The 14,524-nt window shown below is 26.5% G+C and carries 14 protein-coding genes and 1 other RNA gene; 9 read left to right on the top strand and 6 right to left on the bottom strand.

The window, feature by feature from the left end; all coding sequences use genetic code 11:
- Positions 1–34 precede the first annotated feature (34 nt).
- Both QX51_RS21815 and QX51_RS12245 read right to left on the bottom strand, forming a co-directional pair.
- Positions 35–202, bottom strand: a complete 168-nt coding sequence (locus QX51_RS21815) for a helix-turn-helix domain-containing protein (RefSeq protein WP_079768056.1) — start codon at positions 200–202, stop codon at positions 35–37.
- Between the two features lie 160 nt (positions 203–362).
- Positions 363–1,154 carry a zinc dependent phospholipase C family protein gene (locus QX51_RS12245; protein ID WP_039680195.1) on the bottom strand — a complete coding sequence of 264 codons (792 nt, stop codon included), beginning with the start codon at positions 1,152–1,154 and terminating at the stop codon, positions 363–365.
- 263 nt (positions 1,155–1,417) lie between these two features.
- Here QX51_RS12245 and QX51_RS12250 point away from each other — a divergent pair, with 263 nt between their 5' ends.
- Both QX51_RS12250 and ssrS read left to right on the top strand, forming a co-directional pair.
- Positions 1,418–2,332, top strand: a complete 915-nt coding sequence (locus QX51_RS12250; protein ID WP_039680196.1) for a hypothetical protein — start codon at positions 1,418–1,420, stop codon at positions 2,330–2,332.
- Between the two features lie 149 nt (positions 2,333–2,481).
- Positions 2,482–2,666, top strand: a non-coding RNA gene (gene ssrS / locus QX51_RS20045) — 6S RNA.
- Between the two features lie 55 nt (positions 2,667–2,721).
- On the opposite strand, the gene QX51_RS12255 is transcribed toward ssrS, so the two are convergent.
- Positions 2,722–3,738, bottom strand: coding sequence for a hypothetical protein (locus QX51_RS12255; protein ID WP_039680197.1), 1,017 nt, complete (start codon positions 3,736–3,738; stop codon positions 2,722–2,724).
- A gap of 174 nt (positions 3,739–3,912) precedes the next feature.
- Here QX51_RS12255 and QX51_RS12260 point away from each other — a divergent pair, with 174 nt between their 5' ends.
- Positions 3,913–5,097 (top strand): exosporium morphogenetic protein CdeC, encoded by a 1,185-nt coding sequence (locus QX51_RS12260; RefSeq protein ID WP_039680198.1) that lies wholly within the window; start codon positions 3,913–3,915, stop codon positions 5,095–5,097.
- Between the two features lie 161 nt (positions 5,098–5,258).
- Here the strand turns inward: QX51_RS12260 and QX51_RS12265 are convergent, their stop codons facing one another.
- From QX51_RS12265 to QX51_RS12275, 3 genes are read right to left on the bottom strand one after another with little or no spacing between them, the layout of a single operon-like run.
- Positions 5,259–5,906, bottom strand: coding sequence for a hypothetical protein (locus tag QX51_RS12265; RefSeq protein WP_039680199.1), 648 nt, complete (start codon positions 5,904–5,906; stop codon positions 5,259–5,261).
- 17 nt (positions 5,907–5,923) lie between these two features.
- Positions 5,924–7,243: a polysaccharide biosynthesis protein gene (locus QX51_RS12270; RefSeq protein ID WP_039680200.1), complete on the bottom strand. Its 1,320-nt coding sequence runs from the start codon at positions 7,241–7,243 to the stop codon at positions 5,924–5,926.
- A 51-nt stretch (positions 7,244–7,294) separates the two neighbouring features.
- A complete protein-coding gene (locus tag QX51_RS12275) occupies positions 7,295–8,089 on the bottom strand; it encodes a histidinol-phosphatase HisJ family protein (protein ID WP_039680201.1) in 795 nt (264 codons plus the stop codon).
- 102 nt (positions 8,090–8,191) lie between these two features.
- Between QX51_RS12275 and pdxR the strand changes: the two genes are divergently transcribed.
- From pdxR to QX51_RS12305, 6 genes are all read left to right on the top strand, one after another.
- Entirely contained in the window at positions 8,192–9,613 is a 1,422-nt protein-coding gene (gene pdxR / locus QX51_RS12280; protein WP_039680202.1) for a MocR-like pyridoxine biosynthesis transcription factor PdxR, read from the top strand.
- Positions 9,614–9,638: 25 nt separating this feature from the next.
- Positions 9,639–9,851: a DUF896 domain-containing protein gene (locus QX51_RS12285; RefSeq protein ID WP_039680203.1), complete on the top strand. Its 213-nt coding sequence runs from the start codon at positions 9,639–9,641 to the stop codon at positions 9,849–9,851.
- Positions 9,852–9,883: 32 nt separating this feature from the next.
- Positions 9,884–11,278, top strand: a complete 1,395-nt coding sequence (locus tag QX51_RS12290; protein WP_039680204.1) for an aminopeptidase — start codon at positions 9,884–9,886, stop codon at positions 11,276–11,278.
- Positions 11,279–11,630: 352 nt separating this feature from the next.
- Positions 11,631–12,368 (top strand): hypothetical protein, encoded by a 738-nt coding sequence (locus QX51_RS12295; protein ID WP_039680205.1) that lies wholly within the window; start codon positions 11,631–11,633, stop codon positions 12,366–12,368.
- Between the two features lie 80 nt (positions 12,369–12,448).
- Positions 12,449–13,258: a metallophosphoesterase gene (locus QX51_RS12300; protein WP_052233036.1), complete on the top strand. Its 810-nt coding sequence runs from the start codon at positions 12,449–12,451 to the stop codon at positions 13,256–13,258.
- A 363-nt stretch (positions 13,259–13,621) separates the two neighbouring features.
- Positions 13,622–14,443 (top strand): alpha/beta hydrolase, encoded by an 822-nt coding sequence (locus QX51_RS12305; protein ID WP_052233037.1) that lies wholly within the window; start codon positions 13,622–13,624, stop codon positions 14,441–14,443.
- The last annotated feature ends 81 nt before the right edge of the window (positions 14,444–14,524 follow it).

Here is a 14,524-nt window from a genome sequence, read left to right on the forward strand (position 1 = left end):
TATAAACTATTTATTCTCTGAGGGAATAAATGATTTATTTCTTTGAATTGAAAATGAAGCCATCAAAATATAGTATATGAGTATGAAAATTTTTATAAATAAAAAGTACTAAGCTAATGCTACGAGTAGTTCTATTAAATAGTAAAATATTTAATTCGTTTTCCCATGCTTTTATTTGCTTAGATAAAGAAGATTGAGATATACATAATTCTTATTATGCTAAAGAAAAACTTTTATATTTATTTAGTGATAAAAAATACTTAACTTGTTCTATAGTAATAAAAAACACCTTCTTTATGTCAGATTATCTATGATATACAATAGAAATAATATCATGTAGAGGAAGGTGTAAATTTTCATATTTACTCAAAATTTCTATTTAGTCTTTGTGGTAAAGGAGAGTTATTTTTGATAGAAGTATAAAAATCTTCAAGTATATTAGCTGCTTTATTAATAGAACAATCATATAAATTTTCAATATTTAAGCATATGTTTTTGCATCTTGGATTCTCATCTAAATTAAAAAATATTCCGTGTAATTTATTATAAAGAGCTGAAATTTTAAGCCCAGAAAAAATAATAAACCTACTTATTTTATTTGGGGTATTGAAAATAGAGTTGTAAAATTTCATAGATTTAAGAGCTCTAGTAATTTTTGAGGTATCTGTATCAAAAAATGGTGATATAACTTCAGCTAAAGTACTATCTGCATTAATATGAGTGGTTAAATCTACAGAAAAAGGATTTTTTCCTTCTTTGTTTATTAATAACTTATCAAACTCAGATTCAATTTCAGTATGAGATAAATTCTCATATTTAGTTGTTTTATTGATATAAGGATGACATTCACTGTCTAGCATAAAATGACATAAAAAACCAAATGCATAAGCTAATGATTTTTCTTTATCATTTGATTTTTTTATTATATTTATCGATTTTTCAAAAAATATATTTGCTTTTTCATAGTGAATACTATGTCCTAATTTATTTGTTGGATTATGATATAGTATTGGTTTGTAATAAAAGAAAATATCTGGTCCATGGAGGCCTATGAAAAATAAATCAATATTTTTTGAAATAATTTTAGAAACCTCATCATCAACTTGCTCTAAAACTTTTTTTCCAAAAGCATAATGTGCATAAGTACCAGGCATAGATACTACCTCCATAATAAAATATTATATATAAGATTTAGTATATCAACTTTCAAAGAAAAAAATTAGTTTCTATAATATCTATGGAATTTTTCTCATAGTATTAATATATAGAAGTAATTTGTAAATAAGGTAATTCAATTAGTTAAGATAAATAAATCCTTATAAAAAATATATATTCACTAGTAGATTAAAATGTAACACATATAGTTTAGGATTCATATTTTATTAAGAAGGAGTAGTAATATTAAGGGGTGACTTGTGTGAACAATTTACTGTTAATACTTGCAATGATGGTATTGAGTAATGGTAATGTATCATTATTTGATAATAAAAATAAATCAAATAAGTCTGCAGAGGAGTCAACAAAGATGGAAGTTATTGAACCAAGTCCTAAAAGTAGTCAGAATCAGAGAAGTGGTCCAAAAGTAAGAAAAATTAAAAAGATAAAAAAGAAGACTCGAAGCAAAGATACTACTAGAGAGAAAAAGAATGATCCTATCAAAAATATTTTGAAGTTTGATATGACGGATGTTAATAAAGGTATCAACTTAATGGATTTAAGCGAGGAAGACTTAGATAGAGGAATGGAAATAATAACAAAAACGAAGAAGTATATGAATAAAGAGGAAAGAAGTATACTTATAAAGTTAGAGAGTGTTCTCGATTTAGTAAAAGGAATAAAAAAATTAAATGACATTAATATATTGAGCGAAGAAGATGAAAGTGAATTTTTTAGAAGTATGGATGAAGAAGATAAAAAAAATATGATGATAAAAGAAATAATAGAAGTTTTTCCAGAAAAGAAAAAGCAGTCTGTGGAAAAGGCTCTTGAAATGAAAAAAATGATAGATTTATTTGCTGAATTATTTTTACCAGATGGAGAAGAAGGTGGAGGATTTAGTTTAAGTTCTCTTGCTGATATTAATAACTTAGGTAGTATCAATAACTTGAAATTATTAGGAAGTTTGCTAAGAAGTCTAGATGGTGATGATGAAGACGAAAGTGAAGATAAAGAGTATGAATGTGTTGAAGTAGATGAAGAGGATATAGAAGAAGAAAATACAGTGGATGATTATGATGAATATTTGGAAGTAAACAAAGCAATGACAAATAATAAAAAATATAGTAAAAGTAAATCAAGAAGAAATAAAAACAAAAGAAAAAAAGAAATTTGATGAAATACAGGATTGTAGAAGAAGATTTGATTACTTACATAAGTTGAATTACAAAATATTGTAAAAATATCTTAAATTTAAAAATTTTTACAGAATAAACTACTTTAATTATTTTAACTTTTGTATTATAATAAATATAAATTAAGAAAAAACTCCTGAGACATGCGACAGGTATCCTTTAAATTCAACCGACATGCACTATACGGGAGATCGGGTCTTGCAATAGTAAGATGCCATTATATTTATATAAAGGAATTTAAATTTGCGAGCAGGTCACCCACCTGGGAGATTCTCGGGTCTGAATTTATGGGGCCAACGGTGCCTTGGGAATAAAAAAATGTTGCTATTTTTAGCAACATTTTTATTTTGCAAATTTTTAATTTTAGATGCTAAATTCCCAAAATACCCACATCATTGAGAGTTGAAAAAACATGACTCACATTATATTTCGAATCTTTTTCATAATTAGAATAAAATGCAGATCTAATAAAATCATCTTCTGTAGAAGATTCATCTATAGTAGATTGAGACCAGGTTTTACCTAAGTTATCGGAACTAGAAGTAAATAACTTGTTAAAGTTTACCCAAGATACAGAAATAATGCTATCTGTTTTAACTAAGGAAGGATACATACAAGTGGAAGGCTCGCTTAAATATGAAGAGGTATCAATATTAAACTTATTTTCATTAAGGTATCCACTTATGTGTCTTACAACATATCCATTTTTTATATATTCACAAAAACATAAATGATAAAAATTCATACTGTCTCTAATAATGTCTAAATAGATTTTATTTTTACCAGAGCTTGTAATTTGTATAGGGTCACTCCAACAAAAAGTACCTGAGTTAAATCTTGATGCAAAGATTTCTTCACAACCATTTACTAATTTGAAATAAAATATAGTTGGTACGGATTCATTCCATAGAACAGTAAAACTATCTAATACTAAATGGTTAATAAAGTCAATCTTATTTTCTATCCAATAATCATTGTTTTTATAGTGATGGAAAAGAGCACACGTATTAGTAGAGCTATTATTAAATACATAATAAAAAATATGAGCGTTATTATGTATATATTTTACATAAGGGAAGGCTAATCCAAATTTTTTGAAATTATAAGTTATAGATTCTTTTTGGGTAAAGATTTTAGAGTTATTTTTACATTCTAATATTTGTAGAGATTTATCGCAGTAAATACAGTAAACATTATCATCTTTATCAATGGAAAAGGAATATTTGGTAAAATTTATATCAACATCACTTATTAATTTATTTCTATGAACCAAATTGTTGTTTGTATCATAATAGTTGTAATAAAGTCCGTCATTATTAAGGGATATATAAAACATATCCTTAGTGCTTCTTCTAATTATAGCATAGCATTCATTTATAAAGCTCATTTTTAACCTCCTAAAAATATCCATATTATAATATATTTACAAAAAAAACTTATATTCTATTTTTTTATGTATATGTGTAGTTATGTAACACTTATTCATCCAAACGCATATTATTTATTAGGCTTACAAAGCCAGGACATTTTTATCAATATCAATAAGGGAGGATAATAAAAAATGCAAGATTTAAAAAAGAATAAAAGAAGAATGAATAATAAACAAATGTCTACAATGAGCAATTGTCCTGAAAGGGAAGAAGTAGAATCAGTAGTAGCAGTAGAAGTAGATGAACTTGACAGAGGATGTAAGTGCAACAATGATATGGAATCACACAAAAATAAATGCAATGAAAAGCATGAAAAGCATGAGTGTGAGTGTGAATGTCATTGTGAATGTAAAAAACATGAAGAATGTAAAGAATGTGAAGCTGTATCTGAAGAATGTTCAGTAAATCCATGTAGAGAAGAATGCTGTAATGGAATAAGACCAACTTTTTCAACAAGAAACGCGTCTCCAGTAGCTATAGAAACAAATAGAATATTTGACTCAATACAATTTAGAGCATTTACAGATGCTAAGGGACCTAATGGACAAACTTTATTCTTTGAATTTGAAGTTATAGATGTAAGAGGTAATGTACCATCTAGAGGATCAGCAAAAGTTGTAGTTGACGAAGTTTGTATGAATTTTGAAGAGCTTGAGATAATTCCTGGAGATATAACTGTAGATGACTTTATAGTAACTCCAGTTGAAAATAATTCACCTTGTGATACAGTATTTGAATCTATAGTATGCCCAAGAAGAAACGCTACTTGTTGTGCACAAAATAGAGGACAAAATGTATTATTTAGAGAAAGAGGATTAACTGTAAGAGTAGAGGATTTAGTTCTAGAAATAAGAGGACATTGTGGATGTACTAAAATAGTTGCTCTTGCATTCCCAGCAGTAAAAAGAGGTAATGGACAATTATGTAGAGTAGATTCTGTTGAATTTAATTTTAACACACTAGCTTCTAATATATGTGTTCCATCTAGTGGTAGATCAATAACATTAAGACAAGATTATTTAACTAAGTTAACAGTTGACTGTATATCTAATGCATTTATTTCTGCAGAAGATTGCTTTGACTGTGATAGAAATCATGACTGTGATTGTGACTGTGATTGTAGAAATGATTGTGATTTTGACTTCGATTGTTTCGAGTTTACAATACCAAGTGGAATAGACTTAATACTATGTGTTGAAGAAACAGTTAGTGCTTTACTAGGAGATCAACTAGTAGTTTTAGCTGAAACAAGCTTTAGCCCAAGAGTAGTAGATACTTTTGCAAATGTTTGTAAATTTCCAGGTTGTGGTGAATAATTTAGAGAATTAAAATATATAACAAATGATTAGATAGAGGATTAACCAAATATCTTTATTCTACTAACAAAGAGGACTATCACATAATGATAGTCCTCTTTTAATTGTAAGTAAATTATAGTTCGTTTGATTTTTAAATAAAAAATATAATTCTTAATATATTAACTTTTATAAATGATACTATAACAATATTCAAAAATATCATCTTTAATAGTTGAAGTAGACCTAAAGTCAGAAAAGGATGTGGAGTTTCTAAGTAAACTATTAGTTGGCATCCATTTTTTATTACTATGATTAAAAACTAAAGTATTAGTATTAACGACAGACCTATTATTATTTTCAACAGCATCATAAGTAAAAATCATATTACTCATATTATCAATGTTTAATCTATAAATACATTCATTATTTTTTTTGATATTATTAATATGGTATTTATTGATATGATAATTGCTAGGGCTAAAATTATAATGAGAAACTCTATAGCAACTATCTTTAATAGAAGATTCTTCTACTAAAAAGACATTTAAATAATTTTGAATAATGAAAAGTCTCATATTTTTTATGTTATTTATATTGTTAGATGCCTTGCAAAGAGGTCTCCGTCTGACTTTACCATCTTTGTACATATAGTGAATTAGCTTACCTTTTGTATCAATAGAGCAAATATGAATAAAGTTATTATCATCGAAGTTTGCACAATAAGAAATAATGTTATTTGCAATTTTATCTATTTTTTCATTAATATTTTTTATAAATAAACAATTATTTTCTTCATAAACATAAAACGGTTTTATATTATTAATCAAAATCTCACCTACTTTCTTTACATTTTTTTCAATGCCTTTATTAAAACTATACTGTGAAGAATGGTTGTAAAGATAGCTGTGGCAGTTATAGCATAAATATAGGCATACATATTTAAACTTGGTATAGGTAACAAAAAATAAATAGCAATAACTTGAATAATCATACCAACAATAGTATTTATACTAGATATAACCTCTTTTCTTATGGAGTGAAGTATTCCTGACAAAGTTTGATTTAGGCTAAGAAAAAGAGGAGCTAAAAACATGGTCTTTAGATAAATACCAGCAGTTTTATTGTTAAAGACTATTAAACATAATTCTTCTCCGAAAAAATAAAAAAATAAAGAAGATATAATACCTACACCTACAGTTAAAATAACAGCATAGTATATTTTTATTTTTACATTTTTAATTTTATTTAAAGCAACCTCTTGAGAGATGCTTGGGATTAAATTTACTACTAGAGCAGATCCTATGGTAAAAGGAAGATAAATAAAAGGCATTACCATACCACAAATAACACCATAAAGTCCTATGGACTGGGTATAAGATATCCCAGACAAAACCAGTCTAGAAGGTACTATCATAGAACTTACAGACTGCAAAACAACAGAAGACATTCTATTACATGTAATAGGTAGAGCCATTTTTAAAGTCTCCATGGAAGAATAATAAAAATCTTTCAGTCTAATAGTAAAATTATTGTACAAGGATGATTCTTTATATAAACAAATACTCATATAAATCACATTAGTAGCCTCACCAATGGATATACCAAGAAGAGTTACATAACAAATCATTGCCTTATCACTTATGTACATGGTTAATAAGAATACAAATAAAATTCTTGTTATTTGTTCAATAACTTGACCTACAGCAGGAACCATAACTTTTTTTATTCCATAGAAATATCCTCTTAGCACATTTGAAATAGTAATTATGACTATGGCTGGACATATGGATAGAATAAATAAATTTAAATATTTATCATGTAAAAGTTTAAAGGATAAATATGTACTATTAAAAGATACAAATAATGAAATAAGTAGTGATATAAAAAATGATATATATAAAGTAGATATGAAAAATATATTTGCATCCTTTTTATCTTTCAAGGCGCTTTCCTTTGCAACTAAGCAAGAAAGGGCAGTTGGGATTCCTGTTGTGGTGAGAGCAATACAAATCATTAAAAAGTTAAAAACCATATGATATATACCAAGCCCTATATCGCCCATGACCCGTGACAGAAATATTTTATATAGAAAACCTAATATTCTTACTATTAGGTTCGATATGAACAATATTATTGTTGATAAAACTAAATTAGGAATTCTCAAAAAATCACCTCCACATACTAAAAATGTATTCCTGTGAAGGTGAAAAAATAATTACAATTTTATAAAATTTGGTTTTTGATTATCAAAAGTAGAAATGTATTTAAATCCTAAATCTTTTAAATAAGAGTAAATATAATCAAATTTACAAGAAATAAAAGCTGGAGAGTGAGCATCAGAACCTGTAGTAATAATTTCACCACCTAAATCCTTGTAAAGAGATATTATATTTCTTGAAGGTGTTAAGTCAGGTAGGTTATATCTAAAACAAGAAGTATTTACCTCGATTCCTTTACCCTTATGAATAGCCTCTTTTAGTATAGCTTCTATAATATCCGTAAATAAGCTATCCCTAAGAATATTATCATAATTTCCGTATCTTTTTACTAAGTCTATATGGCCTAAAACACTGTAGCTATTAAAGTTTTTAACTATATCATATAAAGTTTTGTAATAAATTTCATAGGCCTCATGTTGATTTTTATTTTTAAAATATTCGTCGTAGTATAAATCATTTTTATCTATGGCATGTTGAGAGCATAAAATGAAATCAAAGTTATGATTTTTCATGTCATCATTGTATTTTTCTATAAGATGAGGTTGTAATCCTAGCTCGATACCTTTTTTTATTATAATTTTATCTTCATATTTTTTTTGCATTAACTCTAGTTTATGTAAATATTTTTTGTAATCCACAACAAACTTATCTGTTTGGTTAACATCATAGTCCATATGATCTGTAAAGCATATTTCCTGTAATCCTAAATTAATAGAAGTTTCAATCATCTTTTCTATTGGAGTTTTACTATCCGGAGAGAAGTTACAATGCATGTGATAGTCGTAGAACATTATTATTTCCCCTTTCATAAAAAATTTGGTATTATATATATTAATGATAACAAATACATATTTAAACATCAATAAATCTAAAAATAAGTAAGTGGTGATTAAATGAAGAAATATAAATTAGAATTAGATGATAATAATAGTAAATACATTCAAATTTATAATCATATAAAAAAGATGATTGTTGGAGGAAAAATAAAAGAACATGAAAAACTTCCGCCAATAAGGAAGCTAGCCAACTTTATAAATGTAAATAATGCTACTATTGTTAAGGTATATGAGTTGTTGGAAAAAGAAGGTTATGTATATAAGATAATTGGCAGTGGAACTTTTGTTTCTTCCATGAATATCAAGGAAGAAGTAAATTTGGAAAACTATAAAGATATGATACATTTTGATAGTGGTAATCCATCAAAGGATATGTTTCCTTTAGATAATTTTAAAGCAGCAATAAATATGGCATTAGAAAAAGATGGAGCATCTATATTTGAATATGATGAAGGAAAAGGTTCAGAAGAATTAAGAGAAGAATTATGTACATATTTAAGAAAGAAGAAGATAAATACTAATAAAAATAATATACAGATAATATCTGGTGCTCAACAAGGTATAGACATAGTTTGTAAAGGACTTATAAATTATTCAGATGTGGTATTTGTGGAAGAACCTACTTATAATGGTGCTTTAGAAGTGTTCAAAAGTAGGGGTGCAAAAATAATTACTATTCCTATGTTAGATGATGGTATAGATATAGGTATATTAAAACTCAAATTAGAAAAAATAAAACCTAAATTAATATATGTCATGCCTAATTTTCAAAATCCAAGTGGAATATCTTACAGTGAGTATAAGAAAAAGAAGCTGATAGAATTAAGTGAAGAATATGATTTTTACATTTTAGAAGATGACTTTATAAGTGATTTTGATTTTGACAGCAAGGATAGCAGGCCACTAAAAAGTTATGATATGAAAAATAGAGTTATTTATATTAAATCATTTTCAAAAATACTTATGCCAGGACTTAGAATTGGTATAGTTGATATACCAAGGGAGCTGCAAAAGAAAATTCTTTGGGCAAAATACTCATCAGATATATCTACACCAGGACTTATACAAAAATCTATGTACTATTATATGAAGTATTTCAATTGGGAAGAATATTTAAAAAGCATAGATAAAGTTTATACTAAAAAATATAGAAAAACAAAAGTTTTATTAGAAGAAAAATTAGGAGATAAACTAAAAATATATAAATCTCAAGGGGGACTAAATTTCTTTATTGAATTACCAAGAGGATATTCATCCCAAGCTTTCTACAACTTCATGTTAGAAAAAGGAGTTTGTATTACACCAGGAACTTATTTTTTTGATAATATAATGGATGATAGATTTTTTAGGATTAACATAGCAAATGAAACAATTGAGGATATAGAAAAAGGAATAACTATAATAGAAAATAATTTAGAAGAGTTTATTACATCTTATAAAAATGGAGAAGCTATAAGAAGTAATAAAATATTTTATTAATAAATGAAAACACTAGGAGGAAAAAATGTTTGATCAAAAAAAACTAGACAGAATAAATTTTTTAGCAAAAAAAAATAAAGAAGAAGGATTAACAAAGGAAGAATTAGCAGAAAGAGAAGTATTAAGAAAAGAATACTTAGAAAACTTCAGAGCTCATTTTAAATCTAGACTTGAAAATGTAAAAGTTGTACATACTCAAGAGGAGTATGATGAACTAATGAAGAAGAATAATAATTAGCTTATATAAAATCCATAAATAGGGGGCCAAATATGAATTTAAAATATGAATTTGAAAATGGTTGGAAAGTTATAAAAGAAATGAATAATATGGAAAATGCTATGTCATATTCAAAAGAATATATTGATTTCTTAAACAAAAGTAAAACAGAAAGATTATGTGCTAGAGAAATAATTAGACTAGCAAGATTACAAGGCTTTATATCTATTGAAGAAGTTATAAAAAAAGGCAAAATAGAATCTGGAGACAAAATATTTGCAGAAAATAAAGACAAGGGTGTGGCTTTATTTGTAATTGGTGAAAAGGATATAGAAGAAGGTATGAAGATAATTGCTTCTCATATAGATTCACCAAGATTAGACTTAAAACAAAATCCATTATATGAAGATGATAATATGGCATATTTTAAAACTCATTACTATGGTGGAATTAAAAAATATCAATGGGTTTCTATGCCACTTGCATTATATGGCGTAGCATTTTTACAAGATGGTACTAAAATTGATATAGCCATAGGAGATGATGATGAAGATCCAGTATTTTGTATAACTGATTTATTACCTCATTTATCATCAGATCAAAATCAAAAGAAATTACATGAAGCTATTGGTGGAGAAGATTTAAATGTACTGATAGGAAGTATTCCTTTTGATGAGGAAGAAAATGCTACTGTAAAATATAATATGTTAAAGTTATTAAACGAAAAATATAAAATTACTGAAGAAGATTTTTTAAGTGCTGAAATAGAAGTAGTTCCAGCAGGAAAAGCTAAGGATTTAGGAATAGATAAATCAATGGTTATTTCTTATGGTCAAGATGACAGAGTATGTGCATTTGCAGGTGTGAAAGCCATATTTGAAGTTGAAAAACCAGAATATACAGCAGTTACATTATGTGTAGATAAGGAAGAAACTGGTTCTTATGGTAATACAGGTATGCACTCAAAATTCTTTGAAAACACTGTGGCAGAATTAATAAACTTACAAGACAATTACTCTGATCTAAAAATAAAAAGAGCCATGTCTAGATCAAGAATATTATCTGGAGATGTTAATGCAGCTTATGATCCAAATTTCTCTTCAGTATATGAAAAAGCAAACTCGGCTCATATGGGTGGCGGTGTTGCTATAATGAAATATTCAGGCTCAAGAGGAAAAAGTGGAACAAGTGATGCTAATGCAGAATTTGTTTGTGAAGTGAGAAGAATATTTAATCAAGAAAATGTAGTATGGCAAACAGGTGAGCTTGGAAAAGTTGACCAAGGAGGCGGAGGTACCGTAGCATATATATTAGCTAACTATGGGGCTGAAGTTTTAGACTGTGGTGTGGGATTACTTAGTATGCATGCACCTTATGAAGTTGCCTCAAAAGCAGATATTTTTGAAATGTACAGAGGTTACAAGGCTTTCTTAAATATAAATCTATAAAACTGAAGTCCTTCTATTTTTATACAAAAGGTAGAAGGACTTTTTACGTGTAAAATTTAAATTTTTTTATGCTTTTATTATATCTAAAAAGGATAAAGCAATGATTATATAATAATAGATAAAACTTATGATAAAAATATAAGTTGTTGATTGTTGTGGAAGTTTTTGCTATATTAATAATAAGAAAAATTATAGAAATTTAACTTGTATTACAAAAAAATTACAAAATGATATTTAATATCAATTCACGAGTATTATAGGTTATAATTTAAAAATGAGAAAAAGAGATAAAAATCATGTATATAAGACAAAAAATAAACTTATTTATACTTGATATAAGGAGGACTAATTTATGAACCTAAAAAAATCATTATCTAGATTGATTATTTTGGCTATGCTATTTACGGGATGCTCCAATTATCAAGTTCAAAATAAGAGCATATCATTACCAGATGAAGCAACTAAACAGAAAACTATGACTAAAGTTCAAAATGATGTAAATGAAATAATAGGAAAAGATTATGATTATGTCTTAAGTAACTTAGGAGAGCCTAATTCTACTGCATATTGGATAGATAAAAGTAATATAGATAATATAGATAATTTAGAAAATTTAGATGATATAGAAGACATAACAGATATAAATTTGATTTATTTAAAGAACGTATTAAATGAAGGCGTAAATAGTAGTGCACTATATTTGAAATTAAAAGATAAGGTAGTAAAAAAAGCACAAATAGTGGATTATTCTCGAGGAAATAGAATTAAAACTTTGGATAAATCAAAAATACTTATAGATTGTTATAATGATGGAGATATAGTTAAAACAGCAGATTTAGACATGAAAAAACTAGATGATTTTACTGGTATTGATTCTAGTGAAATGGAAAAAATAGTAGGTAAGAAGCAACCATCTTATGATGCATATTTATATGACAAAGCAGAAAAATCTATAAATGTATATTATTTAGACGATGAGGATAAACTACTATCAATAATTACTAAAGATAATAAAATATCAGAAATTAAAATTCTTGATAATAAAAAAGAAGTAATAAATGAAATAAAAAATATAATGCTAGATAATTAATAACACATAAAGTTATAGATTCTAATAAAATCTATAACTTTTTTGTAATAATAAAAAATTGTAGGTGAGCATGATTATAAATGAGCAAATTAGAAATAGCTAATTATATTATAGAAAATAAAAAAATACCGCAGGAATTTAATGATTATGTTATTGTTCAAATTAGTGATTTACATAATAAATCCTTTGGTAAAAATAATATTTATTTAATTAACGAGATTGAAAAAATAAATCCTCAAGTAGTATTTATTACAGGAGACCTAATAGATGGAGAAAATAAAAACTTTCAAGTGGCGCTAGATTTGTTAGGAAATCTAACACAGAAATATAAGGTATATTATATTACTGGTAATCATGAGCAAAAAGCTTTAGTAAAAAGATATAAAGAGTTATATAAACAATATTTTAAAAAATTACATGACTTATCAGCCATCCACTTAGATAATGATCAAATTCAAATAAAAAAAGGAAATAGTCATATAAATCTTTATGGATTAACAATACCCTTTGAATGTTATAAATACTTATTTGATAAGAACAAAAATACAAAATTATATGAAAATTTTTTGCAAGAAAGCTTACCGTTGATAAATAGGAATGAGTATAATATTTTATTAGCTCATACGCCTTTTTATTTTGATGAGTATGAAAAATGGGGTGCAGACCTAATATTAACTGGACATGTACATGGAGGAATAATTAGGCTTCCTTTTTTAGGAGGTTTATTATCACCAAATAGGCATTTTTTCCCTGAATATGATTTAGGGAAATATGATAAAAAGGATTCTACTATGATAGTTACCAAAGGTTTAGGAGGATCTAAGGTACTTGTTAGAATTAACTGTAAGCCAGAAGTGGTTAAGATAACATTAAAATCTAAACATTATTAGGATCAAAATTATAAGGCTAGTCAGTGCATTGTTTATATTAATAATCTTTTTAGTATATACAGCATCAGGTTTTATAAGTGAAGCAAAATTATTCTCTACATTATTTAATATGCTTAAAAGTTTTAAGTGATTAAAGTAAGATTTTACTATTTAAACTTTTGAGAAAATTGTTTTATTATACCGTCATAAAATATATTTACTTGTAATAAGTAAGATAATCATTAGATGAATATTGTATACTTATAAAACTTGATATTGAATTGTAGTTATAAAAAATGAGGTTTGATATACTGAACTTGAGGATATATCATCATGGAGTGTACAAAAACTTATTCTCAATTTATCAAAAATGGGGGTAAAAACATGGGAGAAGCTAAAGTTTTAAGTAAAAACATGATGTTTAGAAATAAGGACAATATAGAGCTTTTTGTTCAAAAAGATTTAGTTGAAGATCCAAAAGCTATTATAGTAATAGTACATGGATTAGCAGAACATCTAGGCAGATATGATTATGTGGTATCTAAACTTAATGATTGGGGATATAGTGTTTATAGATTTGACAATCAAGGTCATGGAAAATCTGAAGGAAAGAGAACTTATATAGATAACTATAAAAATTTCTCACAAGATGTTAATGAAATTGTATCCATGGCTAAAACAGAAAATAATAATGAAAAAGTTTTTGTACTAGGTCATAGTATGGGGGGAATGATAAGTACAGTATATGGCATAGACTATAAAAATACAGTAGATGGAATAATTTTATCAGCAGGACTTACTATTGATGAGGCTAAATTATTGGAAAGTAATAAAGATGTAGATGATGATGCTGAAATACAAAATGCTTTAGGTGATTTAATTTGTACTGATAAAAGTGTTGTGGAGGACTATGAAAATGATCCTTTGGTTTGCCATGTAACAGCAGGTAAAATATATAAAGAGTGCTATAAAGCAGTTAAGTACATATATGATAATATGAATAAATTTGAATATCCAGTATATATATTACATGGAGAAGAGGACAAGATAGTTTCACCAGAAGATTCAAAAATTCTTTACGAACATATATCTTCCCTAGATAAAAGCTTGAAGTTATATCCAGGCCTTTACCATGAAATCATGAATGAATTTGCCAAAGATAAGGTATTGGATGATATACATTTTTGGTTGGAAGATAGAATATAAGTTTTATAATATATAAATCATAGCTAGAAAGTATGTTTAAATTAACATATTTTCTAGTTTTTTTAATATATAGGAAATAAA

Source organism: Terrisporobacter othiniensis (assembly GCF_000808015.1).
In the GTDB taxonomy this organism is placed as follows: domain Bacteria; phylum Bacillota; class Clostridia; order Peptostreptococcales; family Peptostreptococcaceae; genus Terrisporobacter; species Terrisporobacter muris.

Coding starts and splice junctions, on each gene's coding strand:
- QX51_RS12255 (WP_039680197.1), bottom strand. CDS start 3,738: ATGAGCTTTATAAATGAATGCTATGCTATAATTAGAAGAAGCACTAAG.
- QX51_RS12300 (WP_052233036.1), top strand. CDS start 12,449: ATGAGCAAATTAGAAATAGCTAATTATATTATAGAAAATAAAAAAATA.
- QX51_RS12260 (WP_039680198.1), top strand. CDS start 3,913: ATGCAAGATTTAAAAAAGAATAAAAGAAGAATGAATAATAAACAAATG.
- QX51_RS12275 (WP_039680201.1), bottom strand. CDS start 8,089: ATGTTCTACGACTATCACATGCATTGTAACTTCTCTCCGGATAGTAAA.
- QX51_RS12295 (WP_039680205.1), top strand. CDS start 11,631: ATGAACCTAAAAAAATCATTATCTAGATTGATTATTTTGGCTATGCTA.
- pdxR (WP_039680202.1), top strand. CDS start 8,192: ATGAAGAAATATAAATTAGAATTAGATGATAATAATAGTAAATACATT.
- QX51_RS12245 (WP_039680195.1), bottom strand. CDS start 1,154: ATGCCTGGTACTTATGCACATTATGCTTTTGGAAAAAAAGTTTTAGAG.
- QX51_RS12290 (WP_039680204.1), top strand. CDS start 9,884: ATGAATTTAAAATATGAATTTGAAAATGGTTGGAAAGTTATAAAAGAA.
- QX51_RS12305 (WP_052233037.1), top strand. CDS start 13,622: ATGGGAGAAGCTAAAGTTTTAAGTAAAAACATGATGTTTAGAAATAAG.
- QX51_RS12285 (WP_039680203.1), top strand. CDS start 9,639: ATGTTTGATCAAAAAAAACTAGACAGAATAAATTTTTTAGCAAAAAAA.